The 23,046-nt window shown below is 72.0% G+C and carries 14 protein-coding genes; 11 read left to right on the top strand and 3 right to left on the bottom strand.

Annotated features, from left to right (window positions below; translation table 11 throughout):
- Window positions 1-61: 61 nt before the first annotated feature.
- The 6 genes from WMF39_RS19590 (at window position 62) to WMF39_RS19565 (ending at window position 8,798) form a co-directional block, all read left to right on the top strand.
- Window positions 62-1,138, top strand: coding sequence for an alpha/beta fold hydrolase (locus WMF39_RS19590; RefSeq protein ID WP_437747009.1), 1,077 nt, complete (start codon window positions 62-64; stop codon window positions 1,136-1,138).
- A gap of 83 nt (window positions 1,139-1,221) precedes the next feature.
- The gene (locus WMF39_RS19585; RefSeq protein ID WP_437747008.1) at window positions 1,222-2,286 is read left to right on the top strand and encodes a hypothetical protein; all 1,065 of its coding nucleotides are present in this window, start codon (window positions 1,222-1,224) and stop codon (window positions 2,284-2,286) included.
- Window positions 2,283-3,299 (top strand): zinc ribbon domain-containing protein, encoded by a 1,017-nt coding sequence (locus WMF39_RS19580; protein ID WP_437747007.1) that lies wholly within the window; start codon window positions 2,283-2,285, stop codon window positions 3,297-3,299. The genes WMF39_RS19585 and WMF39_RS19580 overlap by 4 nt, the downstream gene beginning before the upstream one ends.
- Before the next feature lie 206 nt (window positions 3,300-3,505).
- The gene (locus tag WMF39_RS19575; RefSeq protein WP_437747006.1) at window positions 3,506-4,036 is read left to right on the top strand and encodes a pyridoxamine 5'-phosphate oxidase family protein; all 531 of its coding nucleotides are present in this window, start codon (window positions 3,506-3,508) and stop codon (window positions 4,034-4,036) included.
- A 151-nt stretch (window positions 4,037-4,187) separates the two neighbouring features.
- Window positions 4,188-5,285 (top strand): AI-2E family transporter, encoded by a 1,098-nt coding sequence (locus WMF39_RS19570; protein ID WP_437747005.1) that lies wholly within the window; start codon window positions 4,188-4,190, stop codon window positions 5,283-5,285.
- Window positions 5,286-5,330: 45 nt separating this feature from the next.
- Entirely contained in the window at window positions 5,331-8,798 is a 3,468-nt protein-coding gene (locus WMF39_RS19565) for an ATP-binding protein (protein ID WP_437747004.1), read from the top strand.
- On the opposite strand, the gene WMF39_RS19560 is transcribed toward WMF39_RS19565, so the two are convergent.
- Window positions 8,750-9,505 carry a hypothetical protein gene (locus WMF39_RS19560; protein ID WP_437747003.1) on the bottom strand — a complete coding sequence of 252 codons (756 nt, stop codon included), beginning with the start codon at window positions 9,503-9,505 and terminating at the stop codon, window positions 8,750-8,752. The two genes, WMF39_RS19565 and WMF39_RS19560, sit on opposite strands and share 49 nt — an antisense overlap.
- A gap of 125 nt (window positions 9,506-9,630) precedes the next feature.
- Complete coding sequence (locus tag WMF39_RS19555) at window positions 9,631-10,506, bottom strand: DNA-formamidopyrimidine glycosylase family protein (RefSeq protein ID WP_437747002.1); 876 nt, start codon at window positions 10,504-10,506, stop codon at window positions 9,631-9,633.
- 490 nt (window positions 10,507-10,996) lie between these two features.
- On the opposite strand from WMF39_RS19555, the gene WMF39_RS19550 reads away from it, so the two are divergent.
- Window positions 10,997-12,793 carry a sigma 54-interacting transcriptional regulator gene (locus tag WMF39_RS19550; protein WP_437747001.1) on the top strand — a complete coding sequence of 599 codons (1,797 nt, stop codon included), beginning with the start codon at window positions 10,997-10,999 and terminating at the stop codon, window positions 12,791-12,793.
- 106 nt (window positions 12,794-12,899) lie between these two features.
- Here WMF39_RS19550 and WMF39_RS19545 read toward each other — a convergent pair whose 3' ends face one another.
- The gene (locus tag WMF39_RS19545; RefSeq protein WP_437747000.1) at window positions 12,900-13,391 is read right to left on the bottom strand and encodes a hypothetical protein; all 492 of its coding nucleotides are present in this window, start codon (window positions 13,389-13,391) and stop codon (window positions 12,900-12,902) included.
- A 472-nt stretch (window positions 13,392-13,863) separates the two neighbouring features.
- Between WMF39_RS19545 and WMF39_RS19540 the strand changes: the two genes are divergently transcribed.
- From WMF39_RS19540 to WMF39_RS19525, 4 genes are all read left to right on the top strand, one after another.
- A complete protein-coding gene (locus WMF39_RS19540; RefSeq protein WP_437746999.1) occupies window positions 13,864-14,064 on the top strand; it encodes a mersacidin/lichenicidin family type 2 lantibiotic in 201 nt (66 codons plus the stop codon).
- A gap of 433 nt (window positions 14,065-14,497) precedes the next feature.
- Window positions 14,498-17,662, top strand: a complete 3,165-nt coding sequence (locus tag WMF39_RS19535) for a type 2 lanthipeptide synthetase LanM family protein (RefSeq protein ID WP_437746998.1) — start codon at window positions 14,498-14,500, stop codon at window positions 17,660-17,662.
- A 152-nt stretch (window positions 17,663-17,814) separates the two neighbouring features.
- The gene (locus WMF39_RS19530; RefSeq protein WP_437746997.1) at window positions 17,815-21,717 is read left to right on the top strand and encodes an nSTAND1 domain-containing NTPase; all 3,903 of its coding nucleotides are present in this window, start codon (window positions 17,815-17,817) and stop codon (window positions 21,715-21,717) included.
- A gap of 429 nt (window positions 21,718-22,146) precedes the next feature.
- The gene (locus tag WMF39_RS19525; protein WP_437746996.1) at window positions 22,147-22,824 is read left to right on the top strand and encodes an ADYC domain-containing protein; all 678 of its coding nucleotides are present in this window, start codon (window positions 22,147-22,149) and stop codon (window positions 22,822-22,824) included.
- The last annotated feature ends 222 nt before the right edge of the window (window positions 22,825-23,046 follow it).

Here is a 23,046-nt window from a genome sequence, read left to right as displayed (position 1 = left end):
CCCATCTCAGCCGTGCAATCTGGACAGACGCGGCACTTCGTGCGAACTCTTGATGAAGAACATGTCGGTCACGTGTCGCAGCCATGTTCGCGTCCTCTCTGCTGGTGAGGTCCACTGGCAAGAATGGACCCCCTCCCGGAACGGCGGCGCGGACCAGCGCCCCGTGGTCCTGGTACACGGCCTGTCCGACAGCTGTCGGACCTGGAACCGCCTCGCCCCCGCGCTCGCGGCGGCAGGGCGCCGGGTCGTCGCGCTCGACCTGCCCGGCCATGGCGACTCGGCCCGGCCCGACGCGCCCTATACGGTCGCGTGGTATGCGGGCGTGGTCGCTGAATGGATCCGTGCCCTCCGGCTCGGCGATTTCGATCTGGTGGGGCACTCGTTCGGCGGCAGCATTGCAATGTGCGTGGCCACCGAGCGGCCAGGGCGCATCCACCGCGTCGGGCTGGTCGCCGCGGGCGGCATCGGGACGGAGGTCGCGCTGCCGCTGCGCCTCGCCGCCGTGACCGGGCTGATCGAGCTGGCCGCGCCGGTGCTCATGGGCGTCGGCACGCACGCGGGGGTGCTGGTGCTCGGCGGCGATTTCAACGCGGAAGAGCGCAGGCACCTCGCCCGGATGAACGCGCGGCCCGGCACGGCGCGCGCCCTGTCGCGCACGCTCCGCCACGCGATCGATCTGCGCGGCCAGCGCCATCACCTCATGGACATCGTTCATCGGCTCCCGGAGATACCGCCGCTCGCCGTCTACTGGGGCGAGCGCGACCAGGTGATCCCGGCGCGCCACGCGGCGGACATCGACCGCTACATCGAAGGCGCGGCCGTGCGGCGCTTCGCCAGGGCGGGGCACTACCCGCACCGGGAAGCGGTGAGCGATCTCGCCCCCGATCTCCTCCGGTTCCTCGACGAGCCGCGGCCCGCGCCGCGCCTGCGCACCGGGGCGCGCGCCCCGCGCGCATCCGCCGCGGCGGCTCGCGCGCCGCAGGCCAGCCCCCGGTGGCAGCCCTGGCCGGACGCCGCGGTCAGGCGCTGGGCGCGGAGCTCGCTGTCTCCGCTGATGCGGCAGACACCGCAGCAGGACACCGGCGACTCGGCATCTCCCGCCGACCTCGGGAGCCGCCCGCCGCCCGTTCCCTGTTAGCCAAGACTCGCTCCGCGTTCTCCGACATCCGAACGTGGTCGTGGTCGTCAACGGTAAGCCGTGAACGACCACGCCCTTCCCTGTTGACGCCGCGCCCCCCGGTGCGGTTCTCTCGGGCGCCGGTGCAACTCGAATGTGAGACCTGCGGCGCCTCGCTGCGCGTGGAAGCGGACCAGCGTACCGCGGTGTGCCCCTACTGCGCGTCGCCCTCGGTGGTGGAGCGGCCGCCCTCCCATGATCGGCCGTCGCCGCACTTCGTCGTGGGGTTCACCACGACCCGGGAGAGCGCGCAGGGCGCGGTCAAGGCGTGGCTGGGAAAGCGGAGCTTCTTCGTGCAGTCCAGCGTCAAGACGGCGACGATCGACGCGATCCGCGGCGTCTACACGCCCGCCTACCTGTACTCGGCGATGGCCCAGACGCGCTACGCGGCGCAGATCGGCGAGGACTACCAGGAAACCGAGACGTACACGACGACCGACGACAAGGGGAACAGCGTCACCCGGACGCGCGTCGTCACCAGGACCGAGCACCGGCACCTCGAAGGCCAGCACGCGACCTACGTCATGGACGTGCTCGTCGTGGCGTCTCGCGCCGTCCCGAACGCCGAGCTCGAGGTGATCGAGCCGTTCGACCTCCGCACGATGCGGCGCTACACGCCCGCGGTGCTCAGCGGCTGGATCGCCGAGGAGCCGACGATGACCCAGGCCGAGTGCTACGGCCTCGCGCGGCGGGAGGCGCTGGAGAAGATCGGCCGCGACCTCTCGGGCTTCATGCCCGGGGACAGCCACCACGGCCTGACGCACGAGACGCACCTCGACCGCGAGACGCTCGAGCTGCTCTATGTGCCCCTCTGGGTGCTCGCCATCCGGCACGACCCGCAGAAGCCGCCCTTCCGGGTCCTCATCAACGGCCAGACCGGCGCGATCCACGGCAAGGCCCCCCTCTCCTGGATCAAGATCGCCCTCGCCGTCGTGCTCGTGATCGCGCTGATCGCGGCGCCGTTCCTCCTCGCCGCGGCGCGCGACCAGGGCCGCGATCCGGCCGAACGGCGCGGCGCCGCGGGGCCGCCCGCCCCCGCCGCCGCCCCCGCGCCGACCGAGCGCGTCCGCCCCGGGAGCAGCCCCACACCGACCGGAGGGACGCGATGAGCGCGAGCATGGACGTCGCCTCGGCCACCACGAGCGCCACGGGGCCGTGCTGCTCGCGCTGCCAGGGGCCGCTGGAGCCGGGGGACCTGCGCTGCGCCGTCTGCGGCCTCGCCGCGCCGCAGGGCCGCGCCACGGCCCCGCAGGCGGTGCAGGTGCTGCGGTGCACCGAGTGCGGCGCCGCGGTCTCGTACTCGGCCGAGGCGCAGGCGCCGAAGTGCCGCTTCTGCGGCGCCGTCACGCGGATCGAGCAGCCGGTCGACCCGATCGATCAGGCCGACTGGTTGCTCCCGTTCGGGGTGCCCCCCGATCAGGCCGATCAGGCGCTGCGCCAGTGGATGTCGACGCTCGGCTTCTTCCGGCCGTCGGATCTCGCGTGCGCGGCGACCGTCGAGGGGCTGCGCCCGATCTGGTGGGCGGGCTGGCTCGTCAGCGCGGACGCCGTGGTGAGCTGGACGGCGGACTCGAACGCTGGCGCCCGGCTGAGCAGCTGGGCCCCGCACGCCGGACAGACGCAGCTGCCGTTCCGCAACCTGCTCCTGTCCGCCTCCCGCGGGCTCTCGCTCGACGAGGCCCGGGAGCTCGCGCCGTACTTCCGGCTCGACCTGGCGGTGCCCGCCGCGCACCGGACAGAGCAGCAGCTCGGCCCGCCCGACGCGGTGCTGGAGCAGTTCGACGCGCAGCGCTCGGCGGCGCGCAAGATCGTCAGCGAGCGGATCGCCGCCAGCGCGGAGGACGCCCTGACGCGAGGCGTGATCCCGGGGTCCACGTTCCGCAACGTGCACGTGGCGGTGCTCCTGCACGCGCTCGAGACGCGCCGGCTGGCGCTGCCATCGTACGTGCTCGCCTACCGCTACAAGGGGCGCAGCTACCGCGCCGTCGTTCACGGCCAGGACGCGAGCCACGTCACAGGCACGGCGCCGATCGCGTGGGGCAAGGTGGCGCTGGTGGTCGCCGGCGCGCTCGCGCTCCTCGTGCTCGTGATCGGGGCCCTCGTGCTCGCCCGCGCGGCGTAGCTTCACCCGCCCTCGGTCCTCTCCCCCCTCCCCGCTCCCCCAGCTCGAGCGCTGCGCGGGCGCGGCGGGCCGCGCCTGCCGCTGTGGCGGAATGCCTCGAACGCACGCTCGGTGCGGCACAGCAGAGCCATGATCCACGCCCTCCACCTTGCGCTCAGGCCATGGTCCGGATCTCGCACTGAGGCCGGAGCTCGATGGAGGAAACCATGGAAACTGGATCGCGGGAGAAGCTGCTGGAGATCCTCAAGAAGTTCCGGACTGCCATGCTCGTCACGCACGCCAGCCAGGGGGCGCTGCGGGCGCGTCCGATGGCGCTCATGAAAGTCGACAGCGACACCGGGGACGTCTGGTTCATGACGAGCATCGACTCGGGCAAGGTCGATGAGATCGAGTCGCAGCCGGAGGTGAATGTGACCCTCCAGGAGGGGCGCCGCTTCCTGTCGCTGTCGGGCCGCGCATCGATCGTGCGGAGTCGGACGAAGATCGAGGCGCTGTGGTCGGAGGAGGCGAAGGTGTTCTTCCCGCAGGGCAAGGACGATCCCTCCCTCGCGCTCATCCACGTGAGCCCGCGCGAGGGCGAGTACTGGGACAACGAAGGCGCGGCCGGGCTCCGGTTCCTCGTCGAGGCGGTCAAGGCGTACGTCACCGGGACGACGCCGAAGACCGACGCCGCCCAGCACGGCGCGGTGCCGCTGAACGGCGGGCAAGCCGGCGATGCCCGGGTGTCCGCGCGATAGCGATCCACGCCGTCGCGCCGCGGATCGAGCGGGACGGAGCGTGGCGCATCCCTTGCTCTTACTCGAGGAGGCTGCGCCGCGCACCGCTCCACCGGAGCGGAGGTGACGCGAGAGCCCGTCAGCAACGAGGTTGGGCATGGGGATCTTCACGATGTCTCGTCGAGCTCAGATGGTCGTGGTCGCGGCGGCGGCGGTCGTCGTCATCGTGGGGCTGCGCTACGCGGAGCCGTTCCTCGTGCCGGTGCTGTTCGGCGTCGCGCTCGCGGCGATCTCGTCGCCCATCGCGACCTGGGTGACCCGCCGCGGGCTGCCCGCGGCCCTCGGGGCGCTGGCCGCGCTCGTGGTCGACCTGGCGATCCTGGTCTTCGTCGGCGCGGTGGTCACCATCGCCGGGGTGGAGCTGGAGGAGAAGGTGCCGGTCTACCTGGTCCGGATGTCCTCGATGACCGAGGCGCTCGCCATGACGCTCACGGAGCGCGGCTTCCCGGTGAACCCGGAGCTCCTCTCGCGCACGCTGCACACGGCGTCCCTGGTCCCCCTCCTCGGCGGGGCCGCGGTCACGGTCGCCAGCGCGGCGTCGAGCCTCGGGGTGGTGCTCCTCGTCGTGTTCTTCGCGCTCTGCGAGGGCGCCGGCGCGGGCGCGAAGGTGCGGCGGCTGCTCTCGACCCCTGCGCGCGGGCTCCAGCACGTCGATCGCATCGTGCGGGAGGTGAAGAAGTATCTCGTGGTGAAGACGCTGACGAGCCTGCTCGTCGCCGTCCTCGCCTATGTGCTCCTGGTCCTCCTGGGCGTGGACCTGGCGCTCCTCCTGGCGTCGAGCCTGTTCGTCCTGCACTTCATCCCCAACATCGGCGCGGCGGTCGCGACGATCCCGGCCGTGCTCGCCGCGCTGGCCAGCCAGGGCCCCGGCACCGCGGCCCTCGTGGCCATCGGGTACCTGCTGATCAACCTGCTGGTGGGCAACGTGCTCGAGCCGCGCGTGCTCGGGCGGACCCTGGGCCTGTCGCCGCTCGCCGTCCTGATCGGCATGCTCTTCTGGGGCTGGCTCTGGGGGCCGGCGGGAGCGCTGCTGTCGGTGCCCATCATGATGGTCGCGAAGATCACGCTGGAGAACGTGGAGGGGCTGTCCTGGATCGCGCGCATCATGGAGCCCGCGCCCGAGGAGCCCGAAGCGGCGCCCGTCAGCGGCGAGCCGGCGCCGAGCTCACTGCTGCGGCCGAGCGTCGCGGGGGCGCGGAGATCCGGGTAGCGATAGGCGATCTCGTGCACCAGGTCTTCTCCCGAAGATCTGCCCATGTCCACGAGCCTCATCTCGAGCACGAAGCCGCATCAGCGATCGGAGAGCGAGCAGGCGCTGCCCGCGAGCGCGGATTTCCGCGCCATTTTCGAGGGGCTCCCGGGAAACTACGTCGTTCTCCGTCCGGACTTCACCATCATCGCCGCGAGCGATGCCTTTCTCCGGGCCGCGAACACGCGGCGCGAGGAGCTCCTGGGTCGCAACGCCTTCGATGCCTTCCCCGACAATCCGGACGATCTGCACGCGACCGGCACGACGAACCTGCGCGCCTCGTTCGAGCGGGTGATCCAGACGGGCGCCCCGGACAGCATGGCCGTGCAGAAATACGATATCCCGCGCCCCGAAGCGGAGGGAGGCGGCTTCGAGGAACGGTACTGGAGCCCCTTGAACTCGCCCCTCATGGGGCCGGACGGCAAGGTCGCGTACATCATCCACCGCGTCGAGGACGTCACCGAGTTCGTCCGCCTGAAGCAGCGCGGGATCGAGCAGTCACGGCGCACGGAGGAGCTGAAGACGCGGGCGGAGCGGGTCGAGGCCGAGGTCTTCCTCCGGGCGCAGGAGATCCAGCGCGCGAACGAGCAGCTCCGCGTGGCGAACGAGCAGCTCAGCCGGCTCGACGAGCTCAAGACCAGGTTCTTCTCGAACGTGAGCCACGAGTTCCGGACGCCGCTCACGCTCATGCTCTGCCCGATCGACGAGCTCCTGACCGGCGCGCCCGGCGGCCTCACGGACAGGCAACGCGAGCTCGTCGAGCTCGCGCGCCGCAATGCGCGGCGGCTCCTCAAGCTCGTGAACACCCTGCTCGATTTCGCCCGGATCGAGGCCGCTCGGATGCAGATGGCCTACGAGGCGCTCGACCTCTCGGCGCTGACCGCCGAGGTGGCGAACGCGTTCCGCGCGACCGTGGAGCGGGCGGGGCTCCGGCTCGTGGTGGACTGCCCGCCGCTCCCGGAGCGGATCTACGTCGATCGCGAGATGTGGGAGAAGATCGTCCTCAACCTGGTCTCGAACGCGTTCAAGTTCACGTTCGAGGGCGAGATCGCGATCTCGCTCCGGTGGGGCGGCGACCACGTGCTCCTCGAGGTCCGCGATACGGGGACGGGGATCCCCGCCGACGAGCTCGCCCGGATCTTCGAGCGCTTCCACCGGGTCCACGGGGCGCGCGGGAGGAGCCACGAGGGCTCCGGCATCGGCCTCGCGCTCGTGCGGGAGCTTGTCCGGTTCCACACGGGCGACGTCCAGGCGACGAGCGAGGTCGGTCGAGGCAGCACGTTCACCGTCCGCATCCCCGCCGGATCAGCGCACGTGCCCGCGGAGCACATCGGCGCCGAGCGGGAGCTCGGCATGACGGCCGTGACGCTCCAGGCGTTCGTGGAGGAAGCGTCGCAGTGGGTCTCCGGGTCCGCGCCGTCGGCAGAGCCGCCGCTGGGGTCACCGGCAAGCGCGGGAGACACGCGCCCGGCGGAGGGCCCGGCCGGCCACGTCCTGCTCGTCGAGGACAACCCCGACATGCGGAGCTACCTCCGGGACGTCCTCGCGACGCGGTGGACCGTGGAGGCCGTCGAGAACGGCGCGATGGCGCTCTGCGCTGTGCGCTCGCGTGTACCCGATCTCGTGCTCACCGACGTCATGATGCCCGGGCTCGACGGGTTCGGCCTCCTCGAGGCGCTGCGCGCCGAGCCGAGGACGAGGCTCGTCCCCGTGGTGTTCATCTCGGCGCGATCTGGCGAAGCGTCGCGCGTGCACGGCGCCGAGGCGGGCGCGGACGATTACCTCGTCAAGCCGTTCTCGGTCCGCGAGCTGCTCGCGCGGGTCGGCGGTCGCATCGAGATCGCCAGGCTGCGCCGCCAGGTCGCCGAGGACGTCGAGCGCCTGCGCGAGAGCGAGCAGCGCTTCCGCTCCCTCGCCGACTGCGCCCCCATGATGATCTGGATGTGCGGGCCCTCCGGAGGGTGCGAGTACGTCAACACGACGTGGCTGCGCTTCACGGGGCGCTCCCTCGACGAGGAGCTGGGGGACGGCTGGCTCGACGCGGTCCACGCGGAAGAGCGCCCGCTCGTCGCGAGCGCGTGCGCCGAATCGATCGAGACGCGCGAGCCGTTCACGCTGGAGTGCCAGATGCTCCGCCGGGACGGCGAGAGCCGGTGGGTCGTGACGCAGGGCGCCCCGCGCTTCGGTGCCGCCGGAGCGTTCCTGGGGTTCGTCGGCTCGTCCCTGGACATCACCGAGCGAAAGCGCGTCGAGGACGCGCTGGCCGACGCGGATCGCCGGAAGGACGAGTTCCTGGCCATGCTCGGGCACGAGCTGCGCAACCCCATGGCGCCGATCTGCGTGGCCGTGGAGCTCCTCCGGCGGCGGAGCCGCGGCGGGCCGCCGGACCAGCACGTCGAGGTGATCGCGCGGCAAGCGAGGACCTTGATGCGCCTCGTGGACGATCTGCTCGACGTGTCGCGCATCACCCGGGGGAAGATCGAGCTCCGCAAGGAGCGGATCGACGTCAAGGCCGCCGTGATGCGCGCCGTGGAGTCGACGCGCGAGCAGATCGAGGCGCGGCGGCACCAGATCCGGCTCGCGCTGCCGGCGGCCGCCGTCCACGTCCTCGGGGACGCCGTCCGCCTCGATCAGATCCTCGTCAACCTGCTCACCAATGCGTGCAAGTACACGGATATCGGGGGCCACATCGGGGTGACGGTCGAGCAGCGCGGCGACCGGGTGGAGCTGCGCGTCCGCGACGATGGGATCGGGATCGCCAGGGAGGTGCTGCCCCATGTCTTCCAGCTGTTCCATCAGGCGGATCGCAGCCTCGATCGGGCGCCCGGCGGCCTCGGTATCGGGCTGACCATCGTCCGCGATCTGGTCGCCCTCCACGGCGGGAGCATCGAAGCGACGAGCCCGGGGCTCGGGCAAGGCAGCGAGTTCATCGTGCGCCTACCGGTCGTGGCGGAAGAGCGCGTGCCCGCGGCGGCGGACGAGCGTGTGCCCGCCACGGCCGTCGGGGCGACGTTCGCGCCCTCGAAGAACGCAGAGCGGCCGTCTCCGGCGGCGAGGAAGCTCCGCGTCCTCATCGTCGAGGACAACGTGGACGCGGCGAGCACCCTCGCCGACGCCTTGCTGGCCCTCGGGCAAGAGGTGTGGATTGCCGGCGACGGCCCGAGCGCGTTGAAGGCCGCGGCGGAGCATCGGCCCGATCTCGTGCTCCTCGACATCGGGCTCCCTGGGATGGACGGCTACGAGGTGGCGCGGCGCCTGAGGGAGGCTGAGCTGTGCTCGGGCGCGCTCATCGCGCTCACGGGGTACGGGCAGGCGTCGGACCGCCGCCGCGCCGAGGCGGCAGGGTTCGACGCCCACTTCGTCAAACCGATGTCGCTGGATGCGCTCGCCGGAGTCGTCGACGCTGCCGCGGCGTCCGGAGCCCGTCAGGGCGCCGCGGGCGGCGCCGGCGCGAGCCCGAAGACGCGCTCGTGACGGGCGCTCACGTGGCAGTCCATGCACGAGGCGACCCGGCCGGCGGAGGTCACCTGGCCCGCGGGCGTGACCGTGCCGTAGACCCAGCCCGCGTCGGTGCCGGGGGTGTCCGGCGCGACCTTGAGCACCACGTAGGCGCCGGCGAGGCGCGACGCGCGGTAGACGCGATCGCCGTCGCGCAGGAGGGGATCGAAGTGGTCCGCGGCGTCCGGCGGCGTGGCGCCGGCGCCCGGGAGGGCGGCCGCCGCGCCGTCCTCCACCAGCTCGGGAACATAGCTCTCCTTGATCAGGACCTGTCCGACCGGCTGGGCGACGGGCGCCTGTCCCTCGACGAGCGGATAGCGATCGCGGTGCTTGGCGAACACCGAGTAGAGCTTGCGGGCGTGGCCGCCGTCCTCGGCGGCGCTCATGCGGACGCGGCCGGGCAGCGGCATCCGGCAGAGCCAGGGCGCCCAGCGGAGCTCGTCGTCGACGCGCCCCCAGGGCTTGTAGTCGCGAAAGGCGGCGGCGATGAGCGGGGCGAGGCGGGGGTCGATCTCGGCCTCGGCGGTGCCCGTCTCGGGCGGCGAGCCCGGCGCATTCGCCGAGGAGGAGGAGACAGGGGCCGGCGGGGGCGTTGCGCTGTCGGCGGCCGGCGCGACAGGCTCGTCCAGGGGGTGGCTGCACCCAGACGCGAGCGCGAGGATCAGGAGCAGGGTGAGGCGCATGGGGCGGATCGTACGATCGGAGCGCCGGAAAGGTCTGCCGGGCAGCACGGTTGCGCGCGCCGCGCGATCGCCGGGGGTGCTGGTGTTCGCGCACGCGCCGCAGCGCGGCCCGCCGGCGGCCGAGGTCACGGCGCGGACGGAGCAGGCCCGGCCGGCGGCGGCGCGGTGCGGGTCGGCTGGCAGCGAGGACAGAAGTAAGTCGACCGCATCATCGTTCCCTGTCGGCGCATCTGGACAGCGGCGCCGCAGTCGTAGCAGGCGCGCCCCTCGCGGCCGTACACGCTGACTGGCCTCCTGCGGTCTCCGCCGGCGCGCGTCGTGCGTGTGGTCATGTAATGTGCGGTCGGCCCACGGTACGCGCTGGCGGCGTCCCGCGGCTCGACGTTGGCTTGCAGGAGGCGGCGGCCGACGTCGAGCATCGCGGAGAGCTCCTCGTCGGAGTACGCCCGGACCGGGGCGAAGGGGTCGAGCCGCGTCCGGAAGAGGAGCTCGCTCTTGTAGATGTTGCCGATGCCCGCGATGACGCGCTGGTCCATGACGGCGACGCCGAGCGGCACCTCGTCGAGGGCGCGCAGGCGGCGGAGCGCCTCGGCGGCGTCGAAGGCGTCGCCGAGCAGATCCGGTCCGAGGCCGCCGAGGAGGCGGTCGCCGCGCAGGGCGCTCGCGCGGAGCAGCCGCGCGACGGGCGCGCGGAAGCAGACGGCGACGTAGCCCGGGACCGCGAGGATGGCCGACGCCGTCGCCTCGGACCGCTTCCAGCGCTCGCCCTCGCGGTAGAGGTGCCAGGCCCCGCTCATGCGCAGGTGTGTGTGGAGCACGGTCCCCTCGTCGAAGAAGATCAGGAGGTTCTTGCCGCGCGCCTCCACGCGCTCGACGCGGCGGCCGACGAGCCGACGGCACGGCTGGTCGCTCCGGGGCAGCTCCAGCGCGACGACGGGCGCGCCCGTGAGCGCGGGGCCGAGGGCGGCGGCGATGCGGAAGAGGGTGTCGCCTTCAGGCATGAGCGGTGTCCGGAGGCTCTGGTGCGGATTCACCGGATCGCAAGGGGCATGAGCGCGGAGAAGGCGACGCGCGCCACCGGTCGGCGCCCGTCCGCGACGCGGGCGCTTCCCTCGATGTCGCCGCGAACGGCTCGACGTCCTCGCGAAGCGGGCGAGCGCCCTTCTCGTAATTCCCTCGGATGAAGTCCCCGCCGAGCTCGGAGCGGATCTCGGTGTCTTCCGTCACGACGGTCCCATGAGCACCGACGACGGTGAGCTCGGCGTATCCGACGCTCGTCCCCACACGCTTCACCCCCGGTTGGTCCACGTACCCTCCCATCCGCTCACGCCGGCATGACGGATCGAGATGCTGTTCGCGACAGACAAACGAACAGGTGACGCTGCTCAGGCGATAGAGCACCAGGAATCTACCGACTGGCCACGCGACTTTCCGAACAGGCTTTGACCCGCAGCTTGCCGCGCAAGGGGTTGGCGTATAGCCTCGAGGCTCATGAGCGGCCCCGCGAGGTTGCTGTCGACGACTCAGACGTTCGATATCCAGGAGTCCCCGGATAGCCCGGAAATCTGCTCCTACGTCCTCATCATCGGCCCTTTTTCGTCGTACCGGCGCGCGCTCCCCCACGAAGGCATGCTCATCGTCGGGCGCAACGACGAGGCCGACGTGAGGATCGACACCGCCGCGGTCTCCCGGCGGCACGCCAAGCTCATCGCCTCCGGCGGCGAGATAGGGATCACCGATCTCGGCAGTCATAATGGGACGCTCGTCAACGGCGAGCGCATCAAGGGATCGCGCACGCTCGCCTCCGGTGATGTCGTCACGATCGGCGATGCCACGCTGATCCTCCGGCGCGAGCCGAGGTCCAGCGGTACCACCCTGATCGACATGGGCCGGCTGCGCCGGCGCGTCGAGGAGGAGATCGAGCGCGCCGCCGACTCCGGGCGGCCGTTCGGTCTGGCGGTGATATCCATTGGCTCCGTCCGAGATCGCGCGGCGCTTGCGCAGAAGGCGCTCTCTTCGCTCCGGCTCGTGGACATCGTCGCCTGGGACGGCGCCTCTCACCTGGCCATCGGGTTCCCCGAGCTCGGCGGAGAGGCGGCGCGCAGCGCGGCGCTCCGCGTGCTCGAGGTGATCGCGCCGCTGGCCCTCGAGGCGCGCGGCGGACTGGCCTGCTTCCCGTTCGACGGCGGCGACACCGAGACGCTCCTCTCGGGCGCCCGCAGCGCCGCGTCGATCGCCGTTCCGGGGGCGATCGGCGCCGCCTCGGAGACGGCCATCCGGTACGTCATCGGCGAGCGCGCCATCGTGCTCGCCGATTCGGCCATGATCCGGCTGTTCGATCTGATCCGGCGCCTCGCGGCGAGCGATCTGCCCGTCCTCGTCCTCGGCGAGACGGGAGCTGGCAAGGAGAACGCCGCGGCCGCGGTGCACCACTGGTCGCTGCGGGCCCCGAAGCCACTCATCACGCTCAACTGCGCGGCGCTGCCCGAGACGCTCGTGGAGAGCGAGCTCTTCGGCTACGAGCGAGGCGCGTTCTCGGAGGCGCGCGCGCCCAAGGCCGGCCTGCTGGAGCGGGCGCACGGCGGCAGCGTCTTCCTCGACGAGGTCGGCGAGCTGCCGCTCGGCGCGCAGGCCAAGCTGCTCCGCGCGCTCGAGGCGAAGCGGATCACGCGCCTCGGCGGCGTGCACGAACGCGAGGTCGACATCCGCATCGTCGCCGCCACCAACCGTGATCTCGAGGCCGAGGTCCGCGCCGGCCGGTTCCGGCAAGACCTGCTCTTCCGCCTGAGCGCCGCCGCCGTCGAGCTGCCCCCGCTCCGGAACCGGCGGCGCGAGATTCCGATCCTGGCCCGGATGTTCCTCGCCGAGGTGTGCGCCCGGACCGGGCGGCCCGCGCTCGACCTCTCGGAAGCCGCCCTCGCCGCGCTCTTCGCGCACCCCTTCCCCGGCAACGTGCGCGAGCTCAAGAACGCCATGGAGTACGCCGCCGCCACGACCGACGGCCCCGTGATCGAGCCGTGGAGCCTGCCCGAGCGCATCGCCGGGCTCGATGACCCGCCGCGGCCCGCTGCGGACACCTCGGCGCCGCGCGCCGCGGAGCCCCACCGCTTCCGGCCGCTCGCGGAGGAGCTTCGAGACATCGAGCGGACCCGCATGCGTCAGGCGCTCGACGCCGCGGACGGGGTGCAGAAACGGGCGGCGGTGCTCCTGGGGATGCCTGTCCGCACCTTCACGTTCAAGCTCAAGCAATACGGCCTCTCCGCGCGGGAGGGGAAGCGGAGCTCGTGAGGGGCCGGCTCCGCTCCCCGGAGGCGCGGGACGCGATGACGAGGCCTTCGTCGCCCGGACACTCGACCCACGGACACGCCTCGTCCGTCGTCCACGGCGCGCCGGGCTAGCTTTCGCCGAAGATATCCATCACCTCCGCCAGCGTGAACACATAGCCGAAGACACAGGCGTCTGCGCCCTCGGGGTCCTGCTCCGCCGCCGCCTCGAGGGTCTCCTCGAAGCGCGTGATCTCCTCGAAGCACCGCTCTTCCCACGAGGAAACGCCCTCTTCGGACGTCTCGCCGAACAACTCTTCGCAAGTCGCGTGCTGCGACACGCAAGCAAAGGCGGTCTGCATCGCCTGGACGAGCGGCCCGCAGAGAGCGTCCTGCTGCGCCTCGTCATAGAATGTGTCGATGGTGGCCTCGCACTGCGCGGTCGTGATCCCCTCCTTGAGCTTCCCGCAATCGGCTGCCTTGTCGCAGATGGCCTGCGCGTCGTTCACCGGAGCCTCCGCCGGCTGCGCTGCATGAGCATCTGCCTCTGGGCAACCCGGCAGCGCCGTCGCGACGAGACCGAAGAAGGTGGTAGAGAGGAGGACGGTCTGAATCTTTTTCATGGCTTGTTTCCTGTGTTCCCTGTCGCCGCCGGTGAACCCGGCTGGCAGCGAGTCATCGCAACCGGCGTGCCGCCTTCCGAGGGAGGCCCCGCTCTGCGAAGAGAGGGCGGCGCGGCGCGCCGATCGCGCGGCGCCGAGAGGTCGCGCCCGGCGATCGATCTCGCCCGCGGCCCGGCGCGCGCAGGCAAGCTTTGCCGCGCTGGCAACGGTTGCCCCGCCTCCGCGGGCGAGGGCACGGCAAGGATTGCCAGCGCGCGCTCCGATCCGCGCCAAGGAGACGCCGAGACGTTCACGCCCACGCTCCCGGGCGAGCGGTGCAGCCCTGTCGAGCCGGATCGCGACGCGCGAGATCTCCGTGGCACGTGGGTTGCTGGATGACTCTGCGTCCGACCCGCGAGGAGAGGACATCGTATCAACATCGAACCGCGCTCTCCGCCATTCACGGCAGGGCGCTCGCACAAGGAGCATCCACATGAATCAGGAAATGATCGTCCGTGCCTGGGAGAATCCCGTCTACCGCGCGAGCCTCGCGCCGGAGATCCTCGCTTCGCTGCCGGCGAACCCGGCCGGCGTCTCGATGAACGACCTCGGCGAGGACGAGGTCCGCGCCGCGGTCGGCGTCTCGGGGGCGCTGACCACTCATTCTTGGAACGGTTGTTCTGTCGATTGCTAGCACCACGGCTCTGTGGGGATCGTGGTTAACGAGCGAGTCGAGCGCCAGCTCGGGGCAATTCTCGGTGAGCGTTCGACGGCCCTCTCCTAGATGCCAGTAAGGCCTCTCCGACGGGGCCTGCCCATCATCCATCGAGCCATCTCCAGAGCCTCCAGTGAACGGGGGAGGCCGCCGGCTACCGGCCGGGGCTTGCGGCCTCTCTCGCTTCTTCTTCAACGAGCTTGACGGCCCGCCGAGGGCTTCGCCATGTCTTCAATCGCCGTGTCTTTGTGACAGCGGAGGGACCATGGACATTCTCCCCATGAATGATGTATGGAAAAGAGCCGCTCTTCTTCACGAGAGGGCGCCCGGACGGGCGCTGGGCGGGCCGGGAGCTCGCCCGGGGCTCCTTGAGGAGGCCGAGCGGCGAGCGATAGCGTGGCAACAGAGCATGATGAGCGACGAGGCGGCCTTCGCGGAGCGCCTTCGAAGCGCCGGGCTCGATCGCGAGGGACTCCTGCAGATCCTGGCGGATGATGGACCAGCTGCCGGCGCATCGACGGGCAGCGGGACGTGGCGCGATGGCATCGAGCAGATCCTCGAGGATCGGTGCGCCGGCGACGCCCTGCCGTCGATCCCGTCGCCGCACACGGCCCCGGCCATGCCCGCGCGACCGTTCTTTCCGGGATTCCTGCGCCCGTTCCTCCAGGCCGGTGTGGCGCAGCTACGCGCAGGGCTCGCGGAGATCGGCGCGCGCTATCCCCTCACGGGCCCGCGGCTCACCGAGGATGCCGCGGCGATGCTCGTCGCGAGCCTGGCCCGGCGACTCGAGGGCAGCGCCCTGCGGACGCTCGTGCTCGAGCTCCACATCGCAGCAATGCGGGACAAGCTCCCGCAAGCCACGTCCGAAGAGCGATTCGCGCACTTCGCGACGGCCTACTGGGAAGCGCCCGGGGCGCGGGCCACCCTGCTCTCCAAGGTGCCAGTGCTCGCGCGGCTCCTGTCCACCGACCTTTCCCGCTGGGTCGAGACGAACCTCGAGCTCCTCGCGCGGCTCGCCGAGGATGAGGCATTGATTCGCGGCGCGTTCATCTCTGGCGAACGCATCGGTGACGTGGCCGCCCTGGAGATCGGCGCGGGCGATCTGCACCGGAGAGGGCGCAGCGTCGCGCGGATCGCGTTCACCTCTGGCCTCTCGCTGGTATACAAGCCGCGCTCGCTCGCGATCGATGTCCAGTTCCAACGCCTCCTCGGGTGGCTCAACGACAATGGCCTGTCCGCTCCGCACCGGACGCTCACGGTCCTGGATCGCGGCAGCCACGGGTGGGTCGAGCTCGTGGAGGAGATGGGGTGCGAGACCCGTGTGGCCGTCGAGCGGTTCTACCGCCGCCAGGGCAGTCTCCTCGCGCTGCTTCATGTGCTCAGGGCCATCGATTTTCATCGGGAGAATCTGATAGCCGCGGGCGAGCACCCCGTCCTCATCGATCTGGAGGCGCTCTTCCACAACGAGGCACCGGTCCTTGCCGGGGACACGGCCGCTCACCGGGCGCTCGCCTTGCTCCGCGACTCCGTCCTCGACACAGGTCTCTTGCCGTTGATCTTGCCAGGCGACGGCGTCGGCGCCGACTTCAGCGGGCTGGGCGGAGAAGCCGGGCAGAGCGGTCAGCACCTGGTACCGGGTCTCGACGAGACGTCCCGCGATGTGATGAAGATCGTGCGTTGCCGGCCGCTGATCGGTGAGTCGAACAACCGCCCTCGACTCCACGGGGAGCTCGTGGATCCGGCGCCGTTCGTCGAGGAGATCGTCGATGGATTTCGAGAGACATACCTCTTCATCGTTCGCCGGCGCAACGAGCTCAGCGACAACTTCGGATCCTTTGCCGGCGTGGAGACACGACACCTCCTCCGGCAGACGATGCGGTACGCGCTCCTCCTCTCCGAGGCCACCCACCCCGATTTCCTGCGCGACGGCCTCGCGCGGGATATGCTCCTCGACAAGCTCTGGGTCGAGGCGGCGCATCGACCCGAGCTGCGCCGGGTCGTCCCGTTCGAGAGCGCGGATCTCCGGCTCGGGGACATCCTCGTGTTCACCGCGCGCCCCGGAGAGCGCCACCTCTGGAGCAGCGCCGGCGATCGCATCGACGATTTCTTCGAGCGAGACAGCCTGAGCCTGGTCCTCGATAGGCTGGCCAGCATGAGCGAGGACGGCTGTCTTGCGCAGATCTCGCTGCTCCGCGCCTCGTTCGTCGCGTTCGAAAAGGACCACATCGCCTCGGACAGAGCGCTGCTCTCGCCGGACTCCGCGCCCCGCGGGCTCGCCGAGGCAGGAGACGCCCTGGCCATGGCCGTCGCCATCGGAGAAGACCTCGTCACCAGGGCGATCCGCGGCCGTGACGACGTCACCTGGATCGGCGCGACGCTCGTCGACCTCGAGCGCGGCCGCTGGTCTCTGTCGCCCCTTCCGACGGGCCTGTACGACGGCGTCGGCGGAATGGCGCTCTTCTTCGCTCACCTCGCCGCGGCGACCGGCCGCGGCGATTTCGAGGCCCTCGCGCGCGCCTCCCTCGCGCCCATCCTGCGCGAGATCCGCGGGGACGATCGCGCGGCTCCCGCGGCGCTGGGGGCGTTCACCGGCCGGGCCTCGCACCTCCACGTGCTCGGCCAGCTCGCCGCGCTGTGGGGAGACTCGACCTTGCTCGACGGCGCGCTCTCGCTGCTGCCGGCGCTCGACGCGCAGATCGACGGCGACGAGCAGCTCGACCTCCTCGGCGGAGCCGCCGGTTGCGCGGTCGTCCTGCTCGCCCTGCACCGGCAGACGGGAGACGCGCGCGCCCTGGCCTCCGCGAGGCGCTGCGGCGAGCGCCTCCTCGCCAGGGCGGCGCCGACCCCGGACGGAGGGATCGCCTGGAAGGCCCCGCAGGCAGAGCGGCCGCTCGGAGGCTTCTCGCACGGCGTGGCGGGCATCGCGTGGGCCCTCCTCGAGCTCGGCGCCGCCACCTCCGACGAGCGCTACAGGGACGCGGCGCAGCGCGGTCTCGTCCACGAGCGGTCGCTGTTCGCGCCGGCCCGGGGCAACTGGCTGGACATGCGGAGACCGATTCCCCGGCGCTCGGGCCCGGGGGAGCGTGTCATGACCATGTGGTGCCACGGGGCGCCGGGGATCGCGCTGGGCCGCATCCTCTCGCTCCCGCACATGGACGATCCGACCGTTCGATCCGAGATCGACATCGGCCTGGAGACCACCCTGCGCGAGGGCTTCGGGCGCGGCCACAGCCTGTGCCACGGCGACATGGGCAACGCCGACGTCCTGCTCGTCGCCGCCGAGGCGCTGGACGATCCACGCTATCGGGAAGCCGCCTTCGTTCGCGCCGCGGACACGCTGGCGGAAGCTCGCCAGCATGGCTTTCGCTGCGGTGTCCCCGGAGAGCGCGAGAGCCCCTCGCTGATGGTCGGCCTGGCCGGAATCGGGCTCGGCATGCTGCGACTCTGGTCGCCCGAGACGGTGCCTTCCGTCCTCTGCCTCGGGGAGGGACGCTGGCGCCGCCCGGCATCGAACGATGGCCGAGAACCAGACACCCTCCGAGACGCCATTGCGCCGAGCCACGGAGAGGTGACCTGACGCTATTCCCTTGTCCCCCTGCAAGGTCATCGTACGATTCCTCGCCGGGGGCCGGTCGCGAGGAGCAGCCCCGACGCGGGCGCGCGAGGCAACATTGCACCTTCGCCGCCGGCGCTCGGGCAACACGGCATCTCCGCACGCGAGGAGGCTTGGTGTCCGGGGCAGACGGCGGCGAGAGGTGGCCGCCTGAGGAAATCGAGGAGTATCGGCTCCTCCGGCAGCTGGGCCGGGGGGGGATGGGCGTCGTCTACCTCGCCGAAGATCGGCTGCTCGCCCGGCTCGTGGCCATCAAGCTCATCGACGCGCCCTCGCCGAGCGAGGCGGCTCGATCGCGCTTCTTCGCCGAGGCGCGCGCGGTCGCCCGGCTGTCGCACCCCAACGTGGTCTCGGTCTTTCGCGTCGGGGAGGTGCGCGGGCGCCCGTTCCTCGTGTCCGAATACGTGCGCGGGCAGAGCCTCGCCGAGCTCGACAAGCCGATCGAGCCGCGCCGCGCGCTCGCCATCGCCGTCGAGCTCGCGCGCGGCCTCGCGGCCGCGCACCGCCGTGGCGTGCTCCACCGCGACATCAAGCCGGCCAACGCGATGATCGGCGAGGACGGCACGGTCAAGCTCCTCGACTTCGGGCTGGCCGAGCTCCTCCCGGGGGCCGGCGCGGAAGGCGGCGATGCTGCACAGGCCATGATCCATTCAGGGGGCGCCGAGGCGGAGTCCCTGCGCGACAGCGCGCCGGCGGCGCTGCCCGGCGGCGCCGGCGCGATCTCCACCGCCGATCTCGTGTCTCGCCCGGATCGAGCGGCCCCGCCCGGCGCGGTCCCGTTCGCGTCCACCCTCGACGTGGCGCCGCTGCTCTGCGCCACGACGCCCGCGCCCACGGCGGACGCCGCGCCCCGCCCGGCGCCGCGGCGCCTCGCAGGAACACCTCTCTACATGGCCCCCGAGCTCTGGCGCTTCGAACCGGCCACGCCGGGCGCCGACGTCTACGCGCTGGGCGTGCTCGTCTACGAGCTGTGCTGCGGCGCGCCCCCGCACGCGGGCCTGCCCCTCGCCGCGCGGTTCCATCAGGCCCCGCCCTCGCTCTCCAGGGCCGCGCCAGGCGTCGATCCCGGGCTCGCCGCGATCGTCGATCGGTGCCTCCGCCACGATGCGTCGCTCCGCTACCCCGACGGCGACGCGCTCCGCGCAGCGCTCGAGGCGCTCGCCGCGCCGGCAGTTACGAAGGACGCCGTCCTCGAGGGCAACCCCTACCGCGGCCTCCTCGCCTTCGAGGCCGAGCACCGCCGCATGTTCTTCGGCCGGAGCGCCGAGGTCCTCGCCATCGTCGACCGGCTCCGCGCCGACCCCTTCGTGCTCGTCGCCGGCGACTCGGGCACCGGCAAATCATCGCTCTGCCGCGCCGGCGTGCTCCCGGCCGTGGCCGACGGCGCGCTCGGCCGCCCCGTCGCGGTGGCGACCGCCCTGCTCGGCCGCGACCCCCTCACCGCGCTCGCGGCGGCGCTCGCCCCGCTCCTCGACGGCGACGAGACCGCCGTGGCCGAACGCCTCCGCGCGGAGCCGGCCGCCGTCGCGCGCGATCTCGTGCGGCGCCACGGCGCCGCGCTCCTGTTCGTCGACCAGCTCGAGGAGCTCTCGACCCTCGCCTCCCCGCCGGACGCCGCGAGCGCCGCGGCGGCGCTGCACGGCCTCGCTGGCCGTACAGGCCGCGTGCGCCTCCTCGCCACCGCGCGCAGCGATTTCCTCACGCGCCTCTCCGCGCTCCCGGATCTCGGCGACGATCTCCCGGCGGCGCTGTACCTGCTTCGCCCGCTCACCGGCGAGCGGCTGCGCGAGGCCGTGGTCGGCCCCGCCGCGGCCAAGGGCTTCTCCTTCGCGTCCGATGCCGTCGTCGAGGCCCTGGTCGTCGAGGCCCTCCGCGCCCCGGGCGGCCTGCCGCTGCTCCAGTTCGCGCTGGCCGAGCTGTGGGAAGGGCGCGACGAGGCGCGCCGGGTGATCCCGACGGCGCGGTTCGAGGCGCAGGGCGGCGTCCCCTCGGCCCTGGGCCGCCACGCCGACGGCGTGCTCGCGCGCGTGCCGCCGCCGCACCGCGCCGCCTTCCGGGCCATCCTGCTCGCCCTCGTCACGGCGGAGGGCACGCGGGCCCGCCGCGGCGAGGCCGAGCTGCTGGCCGCAGCGCGGGGATCGCCGGGAGGGTTGCCGGGGGCGCGCGCGGCCCTCGACGCGCTCGTGCGCGGGCGGCTGCTGGTCGCTCGCGAGGGCGAGGACGGCGACGGCTCGGTCTATGAGCTGGCGCACGAGGCGCTGCTCTCCGGGTGGGACACGCTGCGCGGATGGCTCGGCCACGACGCCGAGGGCCGCGCGCAGCGGCAGCGGATCGAGCGGGCCGCGGCCGAGTGGGATCGAGCCGGTCGCCCCGTGGACGCGCTGTGGGGCCCACGGCTCCTGGCCGAGGTGGCGGCGGTCGACGAGCGGAGCCTCGCCCAGCGTGATGCCGCGTTCCTCGCCGCGTCACGGAGGTCGGATCGACGGCGCCGGTTCGGGCGCTGGGCAGCGGCGCTCGCGGTGCCGCTCGCGATTGGCGCGGGGATCCTCGGCGTGCGCGTCGAGGCTGCGATCGACATGGGCCGGCGCGTGGACGAGGCCCGGCGAGCGCTCGATCGCGCTCGCGCCGCCCGCGGCGAGGCCGACGAGCTGCGGCGGATCGCGTTCGCGCGCTTCGACGCCCACGACCTGGCGCAGGCCGAGCGAGGCTGGACCGAAGCGCTGGACAGCGGCGCCGAGGTGGAGAAGGCGTTCGCCGAGGTCTGCGGTCGCCTGGAGCACGTCCTCCAGCAGGACGCGGATCGGGAGGACGCGAGGGCCTTGCTCGCCGATGCGCTCTACGAGCGCGCGCGCCTCGCCGATCGGGACGGCCACGCTGCCGAGCGCGACGAACTCGCGCGGCGGCTCGCGGTGACCGGCGAGCCCGGCGCGGCGAGCCCCTGGGACCGCCCCGCGCGCCTCGCGATCGAGACCACGCCGCCGGGCGCCGGCGTGGCGCTCGATCGCTTCGCGCTGCACGGGGAGCGCTGGGTCGCGGTGCCCGAGGCGTCGCTCGGGCCGACGCCTGTGGCGGAGCGCCCTGCCGCGCCGGGGTCGGTCGTCCTCGTGTTCTCGGCTCCTGGCCGCGCCTCCGTGCGCTTGCCGCTCGTGCTGGAGCGCGGCGAGACGTGTCGGATCGCGCTCGATCTGCCCCCTGCCGCGGCGGTGCCCGAGGGCTTCGTGCTCGTCCCGCCGGGCCGCTTTCTCTACGGGAGCGCGAGCGCGGAAGCGCGGGCGTTCTTCGGCACCCAGCCGATCCATCCCGTCGAGACGGGCGCGTACCTCATCGCCGAGAACGAGACCACGTTCGCCGAGTGGATCGCCTTTCTGCGCGCCTTGCCCCCGGCCGAGCGGAACCAGCGGATGCCGAGGGCCGGTGGTGCAGGGTTCGTTGCCGCGCTCGCCGAGCTGCCGGGCGGGGAGTACGAGCTCACCTTCGGCCAGGAGACGCACCGCGCCACCGCCCGGATCGGCGAGCCGCTTCGTTACCTCGGCCGCGATCGCCGGACGACCCAGGACTGGATGCGCTTTCCCGTGTCCGGGATCCTGCTCGACGACGTGCTCGCCTATGCGGCGTGGCTCGATCGCACCCGCCGGGTCCCCGGCGCGCGCCTCTGCACCGAGCACGAGTGGGAGCGGGCCGCGCGCGGCGCGGACGGCCGCTCGTATCCAGGAGGCGAGCGGCTCTTCGCCGACGACGCGAACATCGACGTGACCTATGGCCGCAGCCGCCTTGGATTCGGCCCCGACGAGGTGGGATCGCACCGCGCCTCCGACAGCCCGTTCGGGCTGCGTGACATGGCCGGCAACGTCTGGGAGTTCACGTCGTCGGTCGCGGATCCCCGCGAGCCCGTGGCGCGCGGAGGGAGCTCCTTCCAGATCGCCGTGGACGCCCGCGGGGAGAACCGCGCGCCCCAGAGCCGTGACCAGCGGGATCCGTTCATCGGAGCGCGCATCTGCGCGACGCCCGGGACCCCGTGAGCCTGGACGCGACGTCTCTCCTCTCGGCCTCGGGACGGCGCCACGGCAATCGTTGCCAGCAAGCAGAGATTGCCGGTACGGCGAAGGCAGAAACTGCCTGTTGACGACGGCGCCTTCAGCCGAGACGCGGGCCATGCGAGCGGCGTGAACCACAGAAACTCGCGCGATGCGCCCGTGTAGAGAGCGGCACGCGATGTGCTCATTCTGGACGACAAAAGCCGACGCTCGATGAACGACGGTGGCTTGCTCGGCCGTTCTGTACCGCCATGGACGTCCACGCGGAGCCCCCTCTTCAGGATCTCGGAAGGTAGGAGAATCATGGATTCATCGTCTTCGCTACACGTTCGTCGACGTCGATGGGATCGGTCGTCGCCGGTCGCCGCAACAGGCGTACATGGGAGTCGACTGACTCGACCGTGGCCTTGCGCAATGGCCGCTCCGGTCCTCTGGCTGTTGGCGGGCTTGCTCCAGGGGTGCAGCGACGACGGCAGCATCTCCGCACCGGAAGCGGCGGGCACCGCCACCGGCGCCGCGATGCCCGATCAGGCAGAGCCGTTCTTCGTCGACTGGGAAGCGTACCGCCACGGCAGGCAGAGCCGGATGCAGCGGGTACCGGACGAATACGAAGGACACTCGGGGACGAATGGCGATCTGCCTGGACATACACCTCATCATTCCGGACAAACAACTCTTCATAAGTGTCAGACGCACTGGCGCTACCTGCCGGACCCGGTGAGCCCGAGCTCCATGTCCGAGCTGCATGCTGCCTGTGTACGCATGGTGAGCGCCGACTATTGCGGCGACGGCACGAGCGCGACCATCGAGGGCACCCCCATCGACGTCTGGGACACCGCGGGCGTCCACACGAAGGAGCCGGACTCGCCGGGCCACGGGTTCGAGGCGGCGTGGACGAGCAAGGGCGCTGTTTGTGTCGATCATCTGCGCTGGCCCGAGCTCGGGCGGCAGTGCGCCTCCGCGCTCCCGATCTGCCGCTCACCGGAAGAAGCGAAGGCGATCGCGAAGCAGAAGGGGCTCGGCGAGGTGCTCCTCTTCAACGCCTCGTGCAAGGGCCATCATTGCCGCCACGCCCCCGTCAGAGCCCCCTGACGAGGCGACCGTACCACGGCCCCTGCCAGCCGCCGGGCAGCGTCCGGATCTTCTCGTGAGTCCGCTCATCAAGGCCAGGTTCGGACACCACCGGCCGCCGAGGGGCCGGTCGAGGAGCTGGTCGTCCTGAGCATACCAGCGCTCGATGTGAAAAACCTCACCCCCAGTGCCGGCAGTGTTCGTCCGGGATGCTGGCGCCGGGGCGTGCTTGGATGCATCGAG

Source organism: Sorangium sp. So ce1504, assembly GCF_051521635.1.
GTDB classification, from domain to species: domain Bacteria; phylum Myxococcota_A; class Polyangia; order Polyangiales; family Polyangiaceae; genus Sorangium; species Sorangium cellulosum_B.
Note: the sequence above shows the minus strand (reverse complement) of the source record. Positions and strands in the feature narration are given on the sequence as shown.